Annotated in this window: 13 protein-coding genes and 2 pseudogenes; 6 read left to right on the top strand and 9 right to left on the bottom strand. The window is 71.4% G+C overall.

Annotation, left to right across the window (positions count from 1 at the left end; all coding sequences use genetic code 11):
- The first annotated feature begins 131 nt into the window (after nt 1-131).
- Nucleotides 132-2,138 (top strand): ATP-dependent zinc metalloprotease FtsH, encoded by a 2,007-nt coding sequence (gene ftsH / locus ACIG87_RS22825; RefSeq protein WP_396853038.1) that lies wholly within the window; start codon nt 132-134, stop codon nt 2,136-2,138.
- A gap of 35 nt (nt 2,139-2,173) precedes the next feature.
- Nucleotides 2,174-2,836, top strand: a complete 663-nt coding sequence (folE, locus tag ACIG87_RS22820; protein ID WP_396853150.1) for a GTP cyclohydrolase I FolE — start codon at nt 2,174-2,176, stop codon at nt 2,834-2,836.
- Nucleotides 2,837-2,979: 143 nt separating this feature from the next.
- Here folE and ACIG87_RS22815 read toward each other — a convergent pair whose 3' ends face one another.
- Nucleotides 2,980-3,684, bottom strand: coding sequence for a hypothetical protein (locus tag ACIG87_RS22815; protein ID WP_396853036.1), 705 nt, complete (start codon nt 3,682-3,684; stop codon nt 2,980-2,982).
- A gap of 100 nt (nt 3,685-3,784) precedes the next feature.
- On the bottom strand, nt 3,785-6,403 hold the full coding sequence (locus ACIG87_RS22810) for an FtsK/SpoIIIE domain-containing protein (RefSeq protein ID WP_396853034.1): 2,619 nt from the start codon (nt 6,401-6,403) through the stop codon (nt 3,785-3,787).
- 203 nt (nt 6,404-6,606) lie between these two features.
- On the opposite strand from ACIG87_RS22810, the gene ACIG87_RS22805 reads away from it, so the two are divergent.
- Nucleotides 6,607-7,167, top strand: coding sequence for a hypothetical protein (locus ACIG87_RS22805; RefSeq protein WP_396853148.1), 561 nt, complete (start codon nt 6,607-6,609; stop codon nt 7,165-7,167).
- A 3-nt stretch (nt 7,168-7,170) separates the two neighbouring features.
- Here the strand turns inward: ACIG87_RS22805 and ACIG87_RS22800 are convergent, their stop codons facing one another.
- The 7 genes and pseudogenes from ACIG87_RS22800 to ACIG87_RS22770 all read right to left on the bottom strand — a co-directional run bounded on the left by ACIG87_RS22800 (nt 7,171) and on the right by ACIG87_RS22770 (nt 16,014).
- Entirely contained in the window at nt 7,171-7,773 is a 603-nt protein-coding gene (locus ACIG87_RS22800) for a hypothetical protein (RefSeq protein WP_396853032.1), read from the bottom strand.
- A 13-nt stretch (nt 7,774-7,786) separates the two neighbouring features.
- Complete coding sequence (locus tag ACIG87_RS22795; RefSeq protein WP_396853146.1) at nt 7,787-8,956, bottom strand: M23 family metallopeptidase; 1,170 nt, start codon at nt 8,954-8,956, stop codon at nt 7,787-7,789.
- A gap of 8 nt (nt 8,957-8,964) precedes the next feature.
- Nucleotides 8,965-9,522, bottom strand: a complete 558-nt coding sequence (locus ACIG87_RS22790; protein WP_396853031.1) for a hypothetical protein — start codon at nt 9,520-9,522, stop codon at nt 8,965-8,967.
- Entirely contained in the window at nt 9,519-11,468 is a 1,950-nt protein-coding gene (locus ACIG87_RS22785; RefSeq protein ID WP_396853144.1) for an MFS transporter, read from the bottom strand. The genes ACIG87_RS22790 and ACIG87_RS22785 overlap by 4 nt, the downstream gene beginning before the upstream one ends.
- A 2-nt stretch (nt 11,469-11,470) precedes the next feature.
- Nucleotides 11,471-14,125 (bottom strand): annotated as a pseudogene (locus ACIG87_RS22780) (ATP-binding protein); the annotation flags it as partial.
- Nucleotides 14,126-15,323: 1,198 nt separating this feature from the next.
- The gene (locus ACIG87_RS22775; RefSeq protein WP_396853029.1) at nt 15,324-15,686 is read right to left on the bottom strand and encodes a hypothetical protein; all 363 of its coding nucleotides are present in this window, start codon (nt 15,684-15,686) and stop codon (nt 15,324-15,326) included.
- Nucleotides 15,687-15,699: 13 nt separating this feature from the next.
- On the bottom strand, nt 15,700-16,014 hold the full coding sequence (locus tag ACIG87_RS22770; RefSeq protein WP_091247662.1) for a hypothetical protein: 315 nt from the start codon (nt 16,012-16,014) through the stop codon (nt 15,700-15,702).
- Between the two features lie 355 nt (nt 16,015-16,369).
- Between ACIG87_RS22770 and folP the strand changes: the two are divergent.
- From folP to folK, 3 genes and pseudogenes are all read left to right on the top strand, one after another.
- Nucleotides 16,370-17,218: pseudogene (gene folP / locus ACIG87_RS22765) on the top strand (dihydropteroate synthase); the annotation flags it as partial.
- A gap of 218 nt (nt 17,219-17,436) precedes the next feature.
- Nucleotides 17,437-17,796, top strand: a complete 360-nt coding sequence (folB, locus tag ACIG87_RS22760) for a dihydroneopterin aldolase (RefSeq protein WP_396853027.1) — start codon at nt 17,437-17,439, stop codon at nt 17,794-17,796.
- On the top strand, nt 17,793-18,320 hold the full coding sequence (gene folK, locus ACIG87_RS22755) for a 2-amino-4-hydroxy-6-hydroxymethyldihydropteridine diphosphokinase (protein ID WP_396853025.1): 528 nt from the start codon (nt 17,793-17,795) through the stop codon (nt 18,318-18,320). The genes folB and folK overlap by 4 nt, the downstream gene beginning before the upstream one ends.
- The last annotated feature ends 39 nt before the right edge of the window (nt 18,321-18,359 follow it).

Raw genomic sequence — 18,359 nt, 5'->3', positions numbered from 1 at the left:
GCGGCAGTTCGCGCGCCCCGGGGTCGAGGCCGGCCCGCACGGCGGCTCGACGCCGCCATCGGCGGCGACACCATTCAGACGGTCAGGACGTCGATCAGGAGGATGCGGGCGCCTCGGCGCTCGACAACAGCATGGAACGTACGCGTTTCTTCCGCCGACCGGTGGTCTGGATCATCCTGGTCATCCTCGGCGCCGTTGTGCTCAGTCAGCTGTTCACCGCTGGTCCCAGCTACCACCGGGTGGACACTTCCGTTGCGCTCGACCAACTGCACACCGCCAAGATCAACAAGGTCGTCTTCCAGGACAAGGAGCAGACGCTCCAGCTCAACCTGGCCGAGAAGACCAAGTTCGGCGACACCACGACCGACCGGATCGAGGCCCAGTTCCCGTACCAGGCCGGCGAGCAGGTCTGGAACGAGGTCCTCGACGCCAAGGCGGCCAACCGGGTCACCGGCCCGGCGGACGCCAAGGTGTCGTCCGACAGCATCTGGGTGAGCCTGCTGGTCAACCTGCTGCCCATCGCGCTGCTCGTGCTCCTGCTGCTGTTCTTCATGTCGCAGATGCAGGGCGGCGGCTCCCGGGTGCTCAACTTCGGCAAGTCCAAGGCGAAGATGATCACCAAGGACACCCCGAAGACGACCTTCGCGGACGTGGCCGGGGCCGAGGAGGCGGTCGAGGAGCTCCACGAGATCAAGGACTTCCTCCAGAACCCGGCCAAGTACCAGGCCCTGGGCGCCAAGATCCCGAAGGGCGTGCTGCTCTTCGGCCCGCCCGGCACCGGTAAGACGTTGCTGGCCCGCGCCGTCGCCGGCGAGGCCGGGGTGCCGTTCTACTCGATCTCCGGCTCCGACTTCGTCGAGATGTTCGTCGGTGTCGGCGCCAGCCGGGTCCGCGACCTCTTCGAGCAGGCCAAGGCGAACGCCCCGGCGATCGTCTTCGTCGACGAGATCGACGCCGTCGGCCGGCACCGTGGCGCCGGCATGGGCGGCGGTCACGACGAGCGCGAGCAGACCCTCAACCAGCTGCTCGTCGAGATGGACGGCTTCGACACCAAGGGCGGGGTCATCCTGATCGCCGCCACCAACCGGCCGGACATCCTCGACCCGGCGCTGCTGCGTCCGGGCCGTTTCGACCGGCAGATCCCGGTCGACGCCCCCGACATGGAAGGCCGTAAGGCGATCCTGCGGGTGCACGCCAAGGGCAAGCCGTTCACGCCCGACGTCGACCTCGACGCGGTCGCCCGGCGTACCCCTGGTTTCTCCGGCGCCGACCTGGCCAACGTGATCAACGAGTCCGCGCTGCTCACCGCCCGCAAGGAACAGCGGGCGATCACCAACGACTCGCTGGAGGAGTCGATCGACCGGGTGATCGCCGGTCCGCAGCGCCGGACCCGGGTGATGAGCGACCAGGAGAAGAAGATCACCGCGTACCACGAGGGTGGGCACGCACTGGTCGCCTGGGCGCTGCCGCACGCCGCGCCGGTGCACAAGGTGACGATCCTGTCCCGGGGTCGCTCGCTCGGGCACACCCTGGTCCTGCCGACCGAGGACAAGTACACCCAGACCCGGGCCGAGATGATCGACACCCTGGCGTACGCGCTGGGTGGCCGGGCCGCCGAGGAACTCGTCTTCCACGAGCCCACCACCGGGGCCGGCAACGACATCGAGAAGGCCACCCAGTTGGCCCGCGCGATGATCACGCAGTACGGCATGAGCTCGAAGCTCGGCGCGATCAAGTACGGCACCAGCGGGGACGAGCCGTTCCTCGGCCGCAACATGGGCCACGAGCGGGACTACTCCGACTCGGTCGCCGCCGAGATCGACGGCGAGATGCGGGCCCTGATCGAGCTGGCCCACGACGAGGCCTGGGAGATCCTGGTGGAGTACCGGGACGTCCTGGACAGCATGGTCCTTGAGCTGATGGAGAAGGAAACCCTCTCCACCGCCGACATGGCCCGGATCTGCTCCCGGGTGGTGAAGCGCCCGCCGATGGCCCCGTACAACGGCTTCGGCAAGCGTCTGCCCTCCACCGAGCCGCCGGTGCTCACCCCGGCGGAGAAGGAGAAGCTCAAGGCGCAGGCGACGGCCGACGGCATCTCCGTCGGCGGCTCCTCGAACAACTCGGACGGTCTGCACTGAACACCGACGCCGCGGCCAGCCCCGACCCCTCGGGGCTGGCCGCCTCGTCCACCGAACCCGGTGACGAGACACTCGACCACGTCGCCGCCCGGCTGATCAGCGGCAAGCTCAACGGTCGCCCGATCGAGGAGACCATGGACCTCGGCCGGATCGAGAAGGCGGTCCGCGAGATCCTCATCGCGGTCGGGGAGGACCCCGACCGCGACGGCCTCCAGCAGACCCCCGCCCGGGTCGCTCGGGCCTACGCCGAACTCTTCGCCGGCCTCCGGGTCGACCCGGCCCAGGTGCTCAGCACCACCTTCGAGGCCAACCACGAGGAGTTGGTGCTCGTCCGGGACATCGATGTGATGAGCCTCTGCGAGCACCACCTGCTCCCGTTCCGGGGCAGCGCGCACATCGGCTACATTCCCGGGCCCGACGGCCGGATCACCGGCCTGTCCAAGCTGGCCCGGCTGGTCGAGGTCTTCGCCCGTCGTCCGCAGGTGCAGGAACGACTCACCTCGCAGATCGCCGACCTGCTGATGGCCAAACTCCAGCCGCGTGGCGTGATCGTGATACTGGAATGCGAACATATGTGCATGGCGATGCGCGGCATCCAGAAAAGCGGTGCCAAGACCGTCACCTCGGCCGTGCGCGGCGTACTCCAGCACGACGCGAAGTCCCGCGCCGAGGCGATGTCGCTGATCATCCACCGCTGAGCACCCGGCCGGGCTCCCACCGCCGGCACGGCCCCGGGGCTGCGGCCCGAGGGCCGGCCAGCAGCACCCCGCACCGGCCGCAGGTTGCGGCCCAGGTCAACCGGCGGGCAGCGCCGGGCACCGGCTGCGGGCTACGGGCCGGGTCAGCCGGCCAGCAGCGCCAGCATGATCCCGGCGGCGGTCACCACCGCCGGCACCAGGCAGGTCAGCAGCCCCAGGCGGGGCGTGCGGTCCCACCGCCCGTCCGGCCCCGGGGGGAACAGCCGCCCCACCCCCAGCCAGCCGGCCGCGAACGCCGCCGCCGGCATCGGCAGGCCCACCAGGAGCGCCACCACGGTCAGCGGCCCGGTGCCGGTCGCCAGGAACAACACCAGCTGCACCACCGGCACGACCAGCGCCAGCGGGGCGTACACCAGCAGGTTGCGCAACCGGGGCGGCCAGGCCGCCGGACGCAGCGAACCGCGCGCCGCCAGCGCCGCGTCGGCACCCTCGGCCCAACCCTGCGCCGTCCGCAGGCCGGCCAGCACCGCCGCCGGACCGCCCGCCATCGCCCGGGTGGCCTCGGCCAGCTCCGGTGGCGTCGGGGCCAGCGAGATCGCCGGCACGCCCAACTCGCGCAGCCGGGCCTGCTGCGGCACCAGCCGGGCGCGAACCTCGGTCAGCTCCGCGCGGGCCGCCTCCACGGCACGGGCCTGCGCGGCGGCGGCCGTCGCCGCACCCCGGCGTACCCCGTCGAGTTGGCGGGCGGCGGCCAGGTAGTCCGTCCAGGCGGCCGCCACCGACGGGGCCGGTTCGCCGCCGGTCCGCTGCCGGACCGGCGCCGCCGTCACGGCGTCGTCGATGCTCACGCCCGGTCCTCCTCGCGGTCGGTCACGCCCGGTCCTGCCTTCGGTCGGTCGGGTCGGGTTCGACCTGCGGTCGGACGTGCCCGGTGCCGCTTGCGGTCGGTCACGTCTGGTCCGCCTCGTCGGCGAACGGCACCAGTACGGTGCCCCGGTCGTCCGGGGTGTCCCAGAGGACCACCCGACCCGGCCGGGGACGCCACTGCACCGGCCGTCCGAAGACCGGGGCCAGTTGGGCACCCGGCACGTCGACCGCGGCGACCGCGGCCAACTTTCCGACCTCGCCGTCCGGCTCCAACAACCCGGCGAACGGGGGAACCGTCCGCCACCAGCCCAGCAGGTGCCGGCCCGCCGGCGGGCCATCCCGCAGCAGGGCGCGCAGCCGATCCGGCGGCAGCTCCTCCGCCGACGGCACGTCCACCCCGAACACCACCAGATAGGTCGGTCCGGCACCGCCGCCCACGGTCAGCAGCCCCGCCCCGTCCACCGTCGACACCCGCTGACACTCGCCCAGCTCGGCGGCGAGCGCGGCGGCCAGCCGGGCGGACCCCTCGGCCAGTGGGGCGATCACGAACTCGGCGCTGCCCGGCGGATGGTGTGCGGCGGCACTCCGCGCGGCCGTCGCCAGCAGCGTCGCCGCCGCCTCGCCCGGTCCCAGGACGGCCAGGTTCCGTCCCGCCACCGGGCCCAGCGGCACCGCCACGGTCGTCCGGGCCACGTCCACCGCCCGACCCAGCAGGGCCGCGGGAGCGCCGGACCGACCGGCCACGGCGGCCCGCATCCGCGGGTCGTTACGCAGCAACGGCCGGGCCCAACCGGCGAACACCACCGGCGGTACGGCACCCTCCGGCCGCGCCGCGAACAGCCGATGCCGCAGCCGCTCGACGACCTCCGGGGCATCATGCGGGTCGGGGAACCGGATCAGCCGCTCGTGCCCGCGCGTGGCACCGCGCGGACCCCCCAACCCGCCTGCGGTGTTCACCACCGCACTGCCCACCGCCAGGCCGGCGGCGGCGTCGTTGGTCGGCATCAACACCGCGCTGCCACCGGCGAGCGCCACCCGCACTGGGAACTGCCCCAGCACGGAGTCCCGAGGCGCCGGCCCCGCGCCGACACCCAGGTCACCCGCGCCGGCCAGGACCAGGTGGACGCCGTACCCGCGCCCCGACCGGGCCAGCCCGTCCAACCTGGCCAGCACCTCGGCGGCTACCGGATCCCGATCGGCGAGCAGCAGCGGGAAGTTGTCGATGACGCAGACGAGGCGTGGTAGCACCTGGTGGTCGCGCAGCTCCGCGAAGCGCTGACCACCGGCCCGCGCCGCCGCCTCCTCCCGCTGATGGATCTCCGCCACCAGTTGGTCGAAGAGGTCCCGGACGTACTCCGGGTCGGCAGCCATCCCCGCTGCGCGGACCTGCGGCATCCACGAACGGTCCCGCTCGGTCTGGAGGAACTCCACGAACGACTCGCCGTCGCCCAGGTCCACCAGGTAGAGGGCCAGCTCGTCCGGGCCGTACCGGGCGGTCAGGCCGAGCAGGGCATTGGTCAGGAACGCCGAGCGGCCCGCGTCCGATCGGCCGCTGACCAGCCAGTGCGGGGTCAACTCGGTGAAACCCACGGTGACCGGCCGGCCGCTGGCATCCCCGACGCTTGTGGACAGGCCGTCGACCGACGTCGTCGTCCACAGCTCCGCGTCCTCGGGCGGCAACAGCTCGGCAAGACCCAGCCGGGAACCCGCCTCCACCTGATCGGCCAGCCGACGACAGACCGCCCCGATCAACTCCGGACCGGGATCCTCGTCGACGAGGACCGGACAGTTCAGGCCGCCCGGCCCGTCGGTGCCCGGCCCACTGAACGGGCTACCCGGCGGGTCACCCACCAGCGCGTACGAGGTGCGCAGCCGGATCGGCGTGGCCTGCGGCAACGGCGGACGGCCGAGCACCGGCCAACCGGCGACCACCAGGTGCAGGCCAGCTCCCCGGCCCCGCTCGGCCAACGCCACGATCCGGTCCAGGTCGCTCGGGCCGGTCGACTCGGGCAGCCGGGCGATCACCAGCAGCAGCGTTCGATCATGTCGACGGGGTCGTCCCGCCCCCGGAGACACCCACTGCTCGGCCTCGGTGAGCACCGCCCGCAGCCCGGCCACGTCCGCCGCCGGTGACGGCAGCAGACCGGCATCGGCCAACGCCGCGAACGGTGCGAAGGTGCCGGTGTCTCCGGTGTCTCCGGTGTCTCCGGTTCCCGGTCCGGTGGTGGTGCCTTTGGCGCCCGGTCCGGCGGCGACGCCGTCGACTCCGCGTACCAGCAGGCAGCCCGCCGGGGCGGCGGCCAGCAACCGCAGCAGCACGGCCCGCAGCAGGCCGGCCACCCGGGAGTCCCGGACATCCGCGTCGAGCGTCAGATGCCCTGTGCCGAGCAACGGCACCAGCGCGGGGAAACGCGCGTCCTCCAGCGGTGTCGCCGTCCCGACCCGGACGAACGGCGGATTGTCCTCACCACACGGGGCATCCGCCGACAGTGTCTCCAGGGCCGCACCGGCCCAGCCCGGGGCGAGCAGCGCGGCGGCGGTACGCAGTCGATCCGCCAACTCGTACTGGCGACGTTGGTCGGCGGGGGCTGGGCGGATCTCATCGAGGACGGTGGTGGCCGCGACGACGGTGACCGCAGCGCGGCGGTGCAGGGCTGCGGCGCGGTTCGTACGAGCCTTCGGACCGGCCACCGCGTCCACCCCTCTTTCCGAGGTTGGAAACCTCCCCGACTGCAGACCGTATCCCAGCCGGGGCCGCTCCCCCGGGAAGCGCGACGGCGATGCGCCGGGCTTGTCGCGAAAGGCGGTGAACTCTCACCTCGCGAGGTCGCCCGATCACGATCCGCAGCTTCCGGGGCATTGGGTACGAGGCGCCCAGCCGATAGCCTCAAGGGGTGGAATCAGTGCAGCCCCCCGCCGGTTCCCAGGTGTCCCGAGTACCGGCGCAGCGGACCCCACCGGACCAGTCGGCACCCCCTGCGCCGTTGCCGGTGCCGGTGCGTCCGCCCCGCCGGCTCCGGACCGTCCTCACCGTCGTCGCCGGGGTGCTGGCGCTGCTCTGCGTGGGGGGTGGGGTGGCGGGCTACGTGCTGTACGAGCGAGCCGCGACCCCCGACCGAAGCGCCCCGGACGTCGTGGTGGACAACTACCTCCGCGAGTTCCTGGTCAACGAGAACGACACCCGCGCACAACTCCTTGCCTGCGAGGGGAGCCCTGATGGACTAGCCAAACTTCGAGCGCTCCGTGACGACTTGCGTGACAGGGAGCGCCGCTTCGCGACCACGCTTACGGTCAGCTGGGGTGCCCTCCTGATGCAACGACAAGGCGAGATCGCCCAAGTGGAGACGGATCTCATTATCTCAGCCGCCGTGGACGGCATTTCTCAAAGTGATCGCCAGCGGTGGCGATTTCAGACCCGCCTCAACGCGCATTGGAGAGTCTGCGAGGCGACCAAGGCTGCCTAGTAGTCACTCGATCCATAGCAGGTGGACTGGCACTTCCAGTGTGGTGGGTGGTTGGCCGCGCCAGGCCCAGCGGTACCACTCCAACTCCGGAGTGACCCGGACGCAGATGTCGCCATCCGCGCCCGAGTAGGACTCGGTCACCGCACGAAGGTCCCGCTGTTCGACGGAGTCCTCGACGTGCACCACCCGTCGGCCGCTGACCGCATCCGTCTCGAAGACCGGGGTGGGGGCCCGATGCGTCGGTCCGTCCAGGGAGACCAGCCGGATGCCCTGTTCGCGCGCTGGGTCGGTCGGCGCGGGCCGGCTGCCCAGAGTCTCCACCCACACCCTTTCCACCGGAACAAGCGGGGCGAAGACCTCCACCTGGTCGGACTCCGCCCGGTACCACTCGTGTTCGGGGATGATCGGCACATAGGTGCGACTGCCCTGAACCACACGTTCGTCGGCGCGTAGGTCACCTCGCCAACCGAGGCCCGGAAGCCCGACGAGGACTCGGCGGCCGCGCAAGTCGACCCGGCCTGTGGCGGGAACGATCTCGATTGGCCGTGGTGGTAGCGGGGCCCAGTCGGGTTGCCCGGCGAAGGGGTCCGGCAGCGGTCCGCTCATCGTTCCGCTGGCCTCATGCCGAGCCGTTCAGTGGTGCACCCCGCTGTCGCATGAACGGCACCGGGTTGATCCCGCCGGCGAAGCTGCGGTCACTGTCGACATGGACCTCGAAGTGCAGGTGCGGGCCGGAGGAGTTGCCACTGCTGCCCACCAACCCGATGACCTCGCCGGCCTTCACGAGCTGTCCGGGGACCACCCGGGGCTTTTCGATCATGTGGCAGTAGCGGCTGACATAGCCGCCGGCGTGCAGAATGTCGACGAACCAGCCGCATCCGCCCTTGCCGGGGAAGCCGTCGACGTCGCAGCTGCGACGTCCGCTGTGGTCCGGATCGCAGCGGGCGACCAGCACCCTACCGGTAGCTGCGGCATGGATCTCGGTCCGCTTGCGGGCACCGATGTCCACTCCGTTGTGGCGCGGCCGGCTCGCGGTACGAAAACCGGAGCCGACGCCGCCGTCGATCGGCGCGGTCCACCCGGAAGCAGCGATGGTCCGCGCGGAGGCCTGGTCGCAGACCGCGCGGTCGGCGATCTGCACCGTTCGGGCGGCACCACCGGCCAGCGCATTGACGATCTGACTGGCGAGGTCCTCGTGCTTTGCATACGCGTCGGGATAAGCGCTGATCTGCACCTTTTGAGCTGCGCGGGTCAGCGACATCCGATCCCAACCGTCGACCTTCAACAACTTCTCGTAGAACTTGCGGGCCGCATAGTCGGGGCTCATCCGCTGCGTGACGCTTCCCCAGCCGGCCCGTTGCTGGAAGAGGCCGACGGAGTCGTGGTCCGAGCCGACGCCCTCGTTCGGGATACCGCGTGAGCCGGCGACAGTGCTGTTGGACAAGTTCCGCAGGGCCGACTCCTGCATCGCGGTGGCCACCGCGATCACCCATCCCCGGGGTGGCACCTTCATCTCCTGACCGACCTTGATGATGATCGCCGCGTTCCGCAACTGACTGTCCCCGTACTCGGACATCCGAGGCATGGTGCCGGTGACGTTGACGTCGACCCGGTGCTCGTCATCGCACTGCTGCTCGTTCGACACCATGCTCTCCTGGTCACCACCGAGGTTGGTCAGGAAGAACGCCGCACCACCTCCGCAGCAGAGCAGCGCGAGGGTGCCTGTCAGCGCGACAGCGACAGCACCTATCCGGAACCGGCGGCGAGGGGCTTCCCCCGATCTTGGCATCTCAGCAGTCATTCCCGCTCCCAGTCCACGGCATCCACCAACCAGCGACCGTCGGGCGCAACCAGTTCCAGCCGCAGCCGTCCGTTTTCCAACGGAACCAGTACCTCCGCGAAGACCGCCGTCCGAGGACGGAGCATCGGGGTACCGGTGACCTTCTCCGCCGGCACCCCTGCTGGGTCGGCGCCCGTCAACTTCTCGGTGAGTGCGGGCGTCGACAGCGGCCTAAGGCTGGCCTGCCACTGCTCAGCGGTGGTGGCGGGTCCGCCGAGCCAGGCGGTGGTGAACCGGGTGGCCGTCTGCTCGGGGGTCGACTCGCCGGGCCGGGTGCGTGGCGATTCAGGGACCGGGGTGGCGATGACACCGTCGTCGCCCTCCTCCGGGTCGACGGTGGTGATCGGTTCACGTGGGCGGCTACTCAGTCCCGCCGTGAGGTCGCCAGGACCGGACACCAGACGGGCTGTGCTGATCACACCGAGGACCAGCACGGCGATCACGAGCGCGATGCCGAGCCGCGAGCGGATGAGCCGCGTGAAGAGGAATTCGACTGCTCGTCGCATCGCTCTCACCTGGCCTCGGAGCGTATCCGGGGACTGGGCTTGACCGGCGTCCGCTCAGCGGAGTCGGGCCGGTAGACCACGAACGACGGGGCCTCCTCCGGCACGTCCGGCTCGGTCCAGGCCGCCGCTGACCGACGGGGGCGGGGTGCGGCCGTGGGGCGACCGGTCTCCCGCGACGGTGAGGTCGGCCCGGTCTCCTCGGCGCGTTCCCGTCCATCCGGCCGTTCCCGGTGAGCTGGTGTGGTGACCGTGGAGTGGCTCGGGTCCTCCCGTCTGGCCTCAGGCCGCTGGCTCGCCGGTTCCAGCGCCGGCCCACGCCGCCGGATGCCCTTCGGCTCGGTCGTGCCACCGGGCTCGGCCACGTCGAGCCGGGCGGCGACGCGCATGTCCCGGAAGAACCGACGGTGCCACGAACCGGCGGAGCTGACCGCCTCACTGTTGTCCTTGCCGCCCAACTGGGTGATCCGTCGATAGGGGCGGAGCAGCAACCAACCGACCACACCACAGAGCCAGACCAGCACCACCTGAAGCCAGCCGGGCAGCGTGGGCGTGCTCATGATCAGGTCGACGGCGAACAGGTAGATCGCTGCTCCGGTGCCGAAGATGGCGATGTTGAAGACCGCGGCAACCACCGCGTTCGCCAGCCGCCGCAGCCCGGCGCTGGCCGGGCGGAGCAGGCCGACCGTGCCCAGGATCGGAGCCGCGATCACTGCCCATCGGAAGATCATGAAGCCGAGCAGCACCAGCAGGGAGGCGGTGAGGTCGAACATGGCGAAGAGCAATGAGGCCAGCACCGCGATGAACCCCGAGCCGATCCGATCCATGTCTCTACTGCCCTGGAGGTACTCATATGCCTCCGGATCCTCGGTCTTGATCTGCTCGGCCACGGTCATCCACTGCTGCTGCTTGGCCTTGATGGTTGCCTCTCGGGTGGCAGGGTTCTGCCGGAGCTTCTCCGCCTCCTCCCAGGAGAGCGACTTGGCATCATAGAGCGCCGCCCCGTACTTCTTCGCAGTCTCGCTGTCGGCAGAGCCCAGGACGCCACGCAACCAGTTGCGGTACAACATCGACTCAGTGGCAGTGTCACTGGCGCGGACGGCAGGAGGGCGCTTGTCCACGCACGCATCGGGATTCGGCAAGACACATCGGTCTGGTGGGATATCGCGGGCCGCAGGTCCGACGGCGTCGTGGACGACACCCAGTGAGGTGATGAGCGTGCCGTCGGCAATGTTGGCGGACTTCACCGGCCAGGCGGCGAGCGCGGTCACCGCGACCATCACCAGCAGTGCCCAGCCTGCGGTGGTCATCGCGTTGCTCATGTCGGACTGACGGGAGCGCCAGAGCAGATAGAGGCCCACCACGCAGAGGGTCACGATTCCGAAGACGCTGAACACCTTCTGGTAGACGGCCTTGGTCGCCTTCTCCACCAGCGGGTCGGCCCAGTTCCACATCGTTCGCGGGTCCCAGGCGCGCTCCCGCAGCGCGTTCGAGGCACCCACCACCGCGGTGGCCATCATCAGTTCGCCGTTGGCGACGGTCGTGGTGAACTTGTAGTCCGGATGGAGGACGGTGGAGGCACAGCCCCCCTCCACGTCGTACGTGTTGAAGCTGTAGCCCCCATAGCCGTAGTCGCTGTAGAGACCCTTCGGCCCGGGAAGCTTGGACGCGTCGGGCCGGGAGGCGAACCAGCCGGCCAGACCGGAATCCGGTGCCGAGGGGACCGGTGGCTTGCGACAGTCCACCTCCGTCTCGCTGACCTGCTTCAGCTTGCCGACGCAGGTGCGGAAGTCGGTCTGCCACTCCTTGGTGGTGCAGAGGTCTGCGGCGGCCTGCGCCGTCACGGGCGGGCCGGCGTACGCCGGTGTGGCCCCGACCACCGGCCAGGCGATCGTGGCACCGGCGAGTACGCCGAGTGCGAGGAGGAGCGCCGTGATCCGTGCCCGGGCCCTCGCCATTGTCACGCCTCCAGATCAGCCAGGACGGTCGGCAGTATCCCGGCGGCCTGTGCGACCGCGGCGGGGGTGGTGTCAAGGTGATCCAGCAGGCCCTCGACGTACGACACGTCCACCCGGACCTTCTGCACCCGGCCGTCCACGTCGCGCATGACGAACTCGCGGAAGCCGAGCCGGGTGGCGGAGGTGGTGTCCACGGCGGAGAGAGAGGCCAGGGTGGCCTCGTAACCGTCGTCGACCGGCACCCGGAGCAATCGGAGCGCCTCGGAGGCAATCTCGCTGTCCTCGGCGATCCGGCCGACGAAGACGGTGGAGACGAGGTTCTGGACGTCGAGGCCGAGGATGTCCTTCGGATTCTGCGAGGCGACCAGGGCGGCGAGGTTCCACTTGCGGGAGTCGCGGGCGAGCCGGACCAGGAAGGAGCGGCCGGAGCGCCAGCCCTCCATGAAGTGCGCCTCGTCCAGGCCGACGAGCTTGCGCGACGACATGGACCCGCCGTAGCAGCGGCGTACGGCGAGGCGGTGGGCGGTGTGCAGCATCGGCAGGGCCAACGCCTCCTCGGCCGACCAGTACTCGCGTTCGATCTTGAGGTCGGGTAGCCGCAGACCGGCCATGGTGATCACGGTGAGCGCCGCGTCGGCACCGAGCAGCCCTTCTGGCGGACGGCCGAAGAAGAGCATGGCCAGGGGCATCTCGGCGGTGTCGAGCAACAGGTTGGCCAGTTCCCGGCCAGCGTCGTCGTCGAGCCCCTGGAGGCAGGCGACCACGCTGTCCAGGGTGGACGTCTCCTCCGCCGGCACCTGACGCACCGCGTGTCGGAACAGGGTGGCGGTGGACGCCTCCCGGGCCACCTGCGGCGGCACCAGCATCATGCAGATGTCCTGCACCAGCATGCGTCGCTCGGCCCGGGCGTTGGAGACCGCGATCTCGAACTCCCGGTCGCCCGCCGCGCCGGTGGTGAACTCGCTGCGCAGCGGGGTGGGGATGAGCGAGTACGGTGCCAGCGTTCCCGGCTCCGACCCGGTCAGGTTGAGTACCCGGGCGTAGGGCTTGAGCTCCGGCATGGCGCAGAGCCGGGCCAGCGGTCCGGACGGGTCGAGTAGGGTGACCTGCACACCCCGCCGGGCGGCCAGGTAGCCGAGCGCGCCGAGCAGCGTCGACTTGCCACCGCCGGGTTCGGCGACGAAGACGGCGAGCCCGGAGCGTTCGCGTACCTCCATCGGGAAGTGCAGGTCGAGGAAGACCGGCCGGCGGCAGGTCCCGGCGGTACGACCGATCAGGTCGCCCCGCCGGTCGCCGACGGTGGACGCCGCCTGGGGAAGTGCGGCGGCCAGCAGCGGGACCGGCATCCGTCGGACGTAGCCGGTGTTGGCGATCGGCTCGCCGGGGATGAACTCCCGGGCCAGCCAGTCCTGGTTCTTCGGGTGTTGCAGGGAGATGCGCAACTCCCGGGAGTAGAGCTGGATGAGCCGGCGGGCCCGTTCCATGCACTCCTCGCGGGTCCGGCCGCCGACGGCGATCCGGTGCCAGCCGTGCGCCCGCGCGGAGTCCACCGGCAGGCCGGTGGTCATCTCGTCGCCGATCACCAGCGCCCGCTTGGCGAGTCGTTCCAGCTCCGGCGGGGCGTCGATGCCGTGCTCGGCGTAGTCGAGCTGCTGTGACCGGATCATCCGCAAGCGGTGTTCGAGGTTGCGGAAGGAGTCGCCGGAACCGAGGATGTCGACCCGGGTGGAGATCTCCATCGGCCAGGGCAGCCGCTCGTGGAAGTGCAGCCAGGGCTCGTGTCGTTCGGGGATCTCCAACGGCTCCATCCGGCCGACCGCGAGCACGGCGACGTGCCGTTCCTCGCCGGTCATCCGGTTGACCAGTTTGACCGTGGTGCCGTACGGGGTGCGGTAGCGCTCGACCTGTTCGGTGAGGGCGAGCAGGTCACCGCGTTCCCACCGGCCGTTGGTCACCGGGGAGAGCGTGCCGGGCGGGGCCATGCAGAGGGCGACCGAGCGGTAGAGCAGCCATTCCAGCTCCTGCGCGGTGACCCGCCGGCCACGCATGCCGAAGCTGCCCAGCACCTCGTCGAACTGCTCGACGGTGCGACCCAGTTTGCGGCGCTCTCCGTCGGCGGTGCCCTTGCCGAAGGTGCGCAGCAACCGCTCGGTGAGCGAGTCGCCGAGCGAGCGGCGGGCGAAGGTGACCCCCAGGTAGGTCTGCCCCTCGGCATGGTTGACCGACATCAGGTGCTGCTGGGCGGCGACCAGGTGGTCGGCCCAGCCGGGCGTGCCGGGGACGTCGGGCAGCGGTGCCGCGGTGTGCGCGTCGATGGTGCGGGCCCACTCGTCGGCCGGGAACGGCCGGGTGGTGCGGCGTAGGTGCAGCCGGAAGCCGGCCAGGCCGGCGTACTGCTCGGAGATCGCGGAGAGCAGCGCCTCGCGTTCGGCGTCCGGGCGGAACGCCCACCGGACCTCGGGGAGCCAGTACCAGGCGGTGACCGTGTTGGGGGTGAAGGTCAGGTGACCGGCGATCTCGGTGATCGCCAGCTCGATCGAGGGATCCCGATCACCGAACTTGATCTTCGGTGGGCGTACCCGGACCGGCTTGGTCGGAGCGGTACGGCGACTCGCCGCGCGTTGCCTCGGCGCGGCCAGTTCCCGGGGGCCGGGGTCCGTAGGTTCGGGCCGATCGGGCTCGGCGAGTTCGCGTCGGGCCGGCTCGACGGTCAGCGCGCCCACCGGCGCGGTCACGGCCTCCACCCGGACCGGTGCGACGGGCTCCGGCCAGGCCGGTTCGACGTGTTCCGGCCAGGCCGTCGCCGTCGGGGCTGCCGAGGTGGGCCGGGGCTGGGCCGCCAGGACCCCCTCCCGCCGGGACTGCTCGGCACTCTCCCGCCGGACCGTCTCGGCGGTCTCGCGTCGACCTCGTTCCGTGGCTTCACGCCGGGTACGTTCGATGGCCTCGCGTCGGGCCGTCTCGGCAGCCTCGCGCCGAGCTGCTTCCGTCGTCTCACGCCGGGCGTGCTCGGCCGCTTCACGGCGGGCCTGTTCGGCTGCTTCACGTTGGGACTGCTCGATCGCTTCGCGTTGGGCCGTCTCGGCGCTCTCGCGCCGGGCCTGCTCGGCTGCTTCGCGCCGGGCCTGCTCGGCGGCCTCGCGTCGGCTGCGGTCGGCTGCCTCCCGGGCCCGTTCGGTGGCCTCCCGGCGGGCCCGTTCGGCTGCCTCCCGTGCGGTGAGCGGCTCGCCCGTGTCCCGGGGGAACAGCTCGGTCGGGATCCGGCGTGGTGCCCGCTGCGGCGGCTCGGCCGGCCGGTCGGCGGCCGGAGTCGTCGCCAACCGGTCGCCCTGCTGGTGCGGAACCCGGGTACGGGCGGGCCGCTCCGTCGTCGGGGCCGCCTCGATCGCCGCCGGGGCTGCCTGCGCCTCGATGGCTGCCGGTGGGGTCGGCGCGGCGACCGGTTGGTGCGGAACGGGCTGGTGCTCCCGGCCGGGGCCGCGTCTCCTGGCGGTGCCGGGAGAGGGGGCGCCGGGGCGCGGGCCGCCGCCGAAGAGATCGAGGAAGGGGGAGTCGATGTCGGTGCCGTCACCCACCAGCATCGGAGTGGCGGGAACCGGCTCCACCGGGGGCGTGTCACGACCGGGCGTGGGCCGGGGTGCCTGGAAGACGCCGACCCCACCCTGACCTGCCCCGGTGAGCAGGGTCGGATCGTACGGCTCGTCGTCCCGCAGCTCCTCCTGGGGGTAGTCGAACGACCGCGCACGGTTACCGTGCGGGGCGCTGTGTCGTCCGGCCGGGAAACCCGGCGTGGAAGAGCGACTCATTCGACCGCCTCACCCATGTGGTCCGACTGCCCGATGCGGGTACGCCCGGTCATGCCAGTTCCTCCCGGATCCTGATCCGGCTGCCGACGAGGCGGGGATCCCGCAGTTCGGCGGCCGGCTCCCGGGTGCGTCGCCAGTCGGTCAGCGCGGTGCGGATGACCATCCGCGCCGGCCGGTCCGGGTCGACGTACCGGAAGATGAACGAGGTGCTCACGATGGCGAGCGCGATCTCCCAGGCGGGGAAGAACTCGACCTGCATCGTGAACAGCCAGTGGATGAACATGTAGAGGGGCACGAGCAGCATGAACAGTCCGTACTGGGCGTACGGGAGGTGGACCGGAAGGGTGTAGCCGGGCGGCCCGAGGTAGACCAGGCGGGCCCGGTAGATGTCGTCGTCGGTGCGCAGCCGCATGTCTCGCCCGCGCCTATTCGAAGATCAGGTCGATCAGGTAGTCACCGATGAAGAAGAGTGTGGCCGCGCCGGCGATGAAGGCCAGCCCGACGATCGCGATGGCCGAGCTGGTGAGCACCTTGGAGATCTCGCCCCGGCTGGCCCGGCCGATGAAGATGACCCCGAGTACGGCGAGCAGGATGGGTGCGATCTTGCTGGCGAAGAAGGTGACGACACCGTTGGTGTCGATGCCCTTGGGGGCCGGTTCGGCGAGCGGCGCCGTCGCCAGGGTGTGCAGCACCTGCGCGACGCCGGACGACGTCGTCTCCATGAGCTCGAAGGCGATCACTGGAACCTCCCCATAGCGCGGCCGGCGGTGCCGCGGTGGTGCAGTAGGCAAGCCTGGCGGGAATGTGCTCAAATCTGCGCGGCGTCGCTGACACCGTGCGGGTTTCCCACCACGGAGCGTGGCGAGATTTGGGGGGATTTTCCCGCTTCGGCCCTCCCTCCACGCTTCGCCATCTCTTGATGCTGGGCAATTCCACAGCGTACGGGCCGCCCCCCTTTGCGACAAGCCGCGAAGACTGGGGCCGATCGACCCTGATGACCGATCGTACACCTGTTCCAATCGGCACGTCAGTGCCGCCACGGGGTGGTCGGTGGGGGTTCCGGGAGCGGCTCGGCGCGACCGGTACCGTCTAGTCGTGACCGATCTGGTACGGGCGCAGGGCCCGGTGGTGATGGGCGTCCTCAACGTCACGCCCGACTCCTTCTCCGACGGTGGCCGGTACGCGGATCTCGACGCGGCCGTCGCACATGGAGTGCGACTGTGGGACGAGGGCGCGCACCTGGTGGACGTCGGCGGCGAGTCCACCCGGCCGGGGGCCGATCGGATCGACCCGTGGACCGAGGTGGCCCGGGTGCTGCCGGTGATCCGGGAACTCAGCGCTGCCGGAGTGCCGGTCAGCATCGACACCACCCGGGCCCCGGTGGCCGAGGCGGCCGTCGTCGCCGGTGCCGTCGTGGTCAACGACGTCTCCGGCGGGCTGGCCGACCCCGACATGGCCCGGGTGGTCCGCGACGCCGGCTGCCCCTGGGTACTGATGCACTGGCGGGGGCATTCCCGCGGGATGGGCGAACTGGCCACCTACACCGACGTGGTCGCCGACGTCCGGACCGAACTCGCCCAGCGGGTCGACGACGCGCTGGCCGCCGGGGTGACCGCCGACCGACTCGTGATCGATCCCGGGCTCGGCTTCGCCAAGACCGCCGCGCACAACTGGGAGCTCAGCGCCCGCCTGCCGGAGCTGCTCGACCTCGGTCTTCCCCTGCTCTTCGGCGCCAGCCGCAAGTCGTACCTGGGCCGCCTGCTCGCCGACCCGGACGGCACCCCACGGGACACCGACGGCCGGGCAGCCGCCACCGTCGCCACCAGCGTGCTCGCCGTGGCCGCCGGTGCCTGGGGGGTACGCGTGCACGACGTCCGGGGCACCGTCGACGCGCTCGCCGTCTGGTCGGCCACCGGCCGCCCCCGGCTCACCGTCGCCCCCGGGCGCGCAGGGGAGGACCCGCCTGCCCGGTCAGGTCCGGAGGCGAGAGCCGGCCGGGCCGGTCCGGGGGATGTCGCCGGACCGGCGGGGCTGAGGGCCGTGCCTGGGCTGGGGGACGTGCCTGGGCTGGGGGAGATGGCCGGGCTGGGGGGCGTCACCGGTCCGGCCCGGCCGGGCGGCGGGAACGGCCCAGCCGGCGTCGATCGAGGGAGGGGAGACCGATGACCGACCGGATCGTCCTGACCGGGCTGCGGGCCCGTGGTCGGCACGGCGTCTACGACTTCGAGCGCGCCCGGGGCCAGGAGTTCGTGGTCGACGCCGAACTCGAACTCGACCTCGCTCCGGCCGCCCGCACCGACGAGGTGACCGACACCGTGCACTACGGCGACCTGGCCGAGCGGCTGGTCGCGGTGCTGACCGGCGAGCCGGTCAACCTGATCGAGACGCTCGCCGACCGGTTGCTCGCGGTCTGCCTGGCCGAACCGCTGGTCACCGCGGCCACCGTCACCGTTCACAAGCCCGAGGCCCCGATCCCGCACACCTTCGCCGACGTGGCCGTCGCGATGCGTCGTACCCGATGACCCGGGCGGTGTTGTCGATCGGCAGCAACCTGGGCGATCGGCTCGGCCACCTGCGGGCCGCGGTGACCGGCCTCGGCGACGCGGTGGTGATGGTCTCCGGCGTCTACGAGACGCCCCCCTGGGGGGACGCCGACCAGCCGGCGTACCTGAACGCGGCGGTCATGGTCGCCGACCCGGCGGCGACCCCGGGCGACTGGTTGGCCCGCGCGCACGCCGCCGAGCAGGCCGCCGGCCGGGTCCGTGACCCGGCCCGACGGTTCGGGCCGCGCACCCTCGACGTGGACGTCGTCGCCGTCTGGGACGATGCCGGTCGACCGGTGCTCAGCGACGACCCCGGGCTGACCCTGCCGCACCCCCGGGCCCACCAGCGCGCCTTCGTGCTCCGACCGTGGTTCGACATCGACCCGGGCGGGCGGCTGGTCGGGCACGGTGGGCTCACCGATCTGCTCCAGGCCGAACCGGTCGCACGTGACGCCCTCGATCTGAACCCCCGCCCCGATCTGGCGTTAGAGTCGGACGCATGAACCAGTGGAGCCGGCCGGCATGACGCAGTCCCGACCGCC

This window comes from Micromonospora sp. NPDC051925 (genome assembly GCF_044548625.1).
Taxonomy (GTDB): Bacteria; Actinomycetota; Actinomycetes; order Mycobacteriales; family Micromonosporaceae; genus Micromonospora.
This window is presented reverse-complemented; position numbering and strand designations above follow the sequence as displayed.

Excerpts from the sequence above, each read along its gene's own strand:
- ftsH (WP_396853038.1), top strand. The coding sequence starts at position 132 with ATGGAACGTACGCGTTTCTTCCGCCGACCGGTGGTCTGGATCATCCTG.
- ACIG87_RS22800 (WP_396853032.1), bottom strand. The coding sequence starts at position 7,773 with ATGAGCGGACCGCTGCCGGACCCCTTCGCCGGGCAACCCGACTGGGCC.
- ACIG87_RS22795 (WP_396853146.1), bottom strand. The coding sequence starts at position 8,956 with ATGCCAAGATCGGGGGAAGCCCCTCGCCGCCGGTTCCGGATAGGTGCT.
- ACIG87_RS22785 (WP_396853144.1), bottom strand. The coding sequence starts at position 11,468 with ATGGCGAGGGCCCGGGCACGGATCACGGCGCTCCTCCTCGCACTCGGC.
- ACIG87_RS22775 (WP_396853029.1), bottom strand. The coding sequence starts at position 15,686 with ATGCGGCTGCGCACCGACGACGACATCTACCGGGCCCGCCTGGTCTAC.
- folB (WP_396853027.1), top strand. The coding sequence starts at position 17,437 with ATGACCGACCGGATCGTCCTGACCGGGCTGCGGGCCCGTGGTCGGCAC.
- folK (WP_396853025.1), top strand. The coding sequence starts at position 17,793 with ATGACCCGGGCGGTGTTGTCGATCGGCAGCAACCTGGGCGATCGGCTC.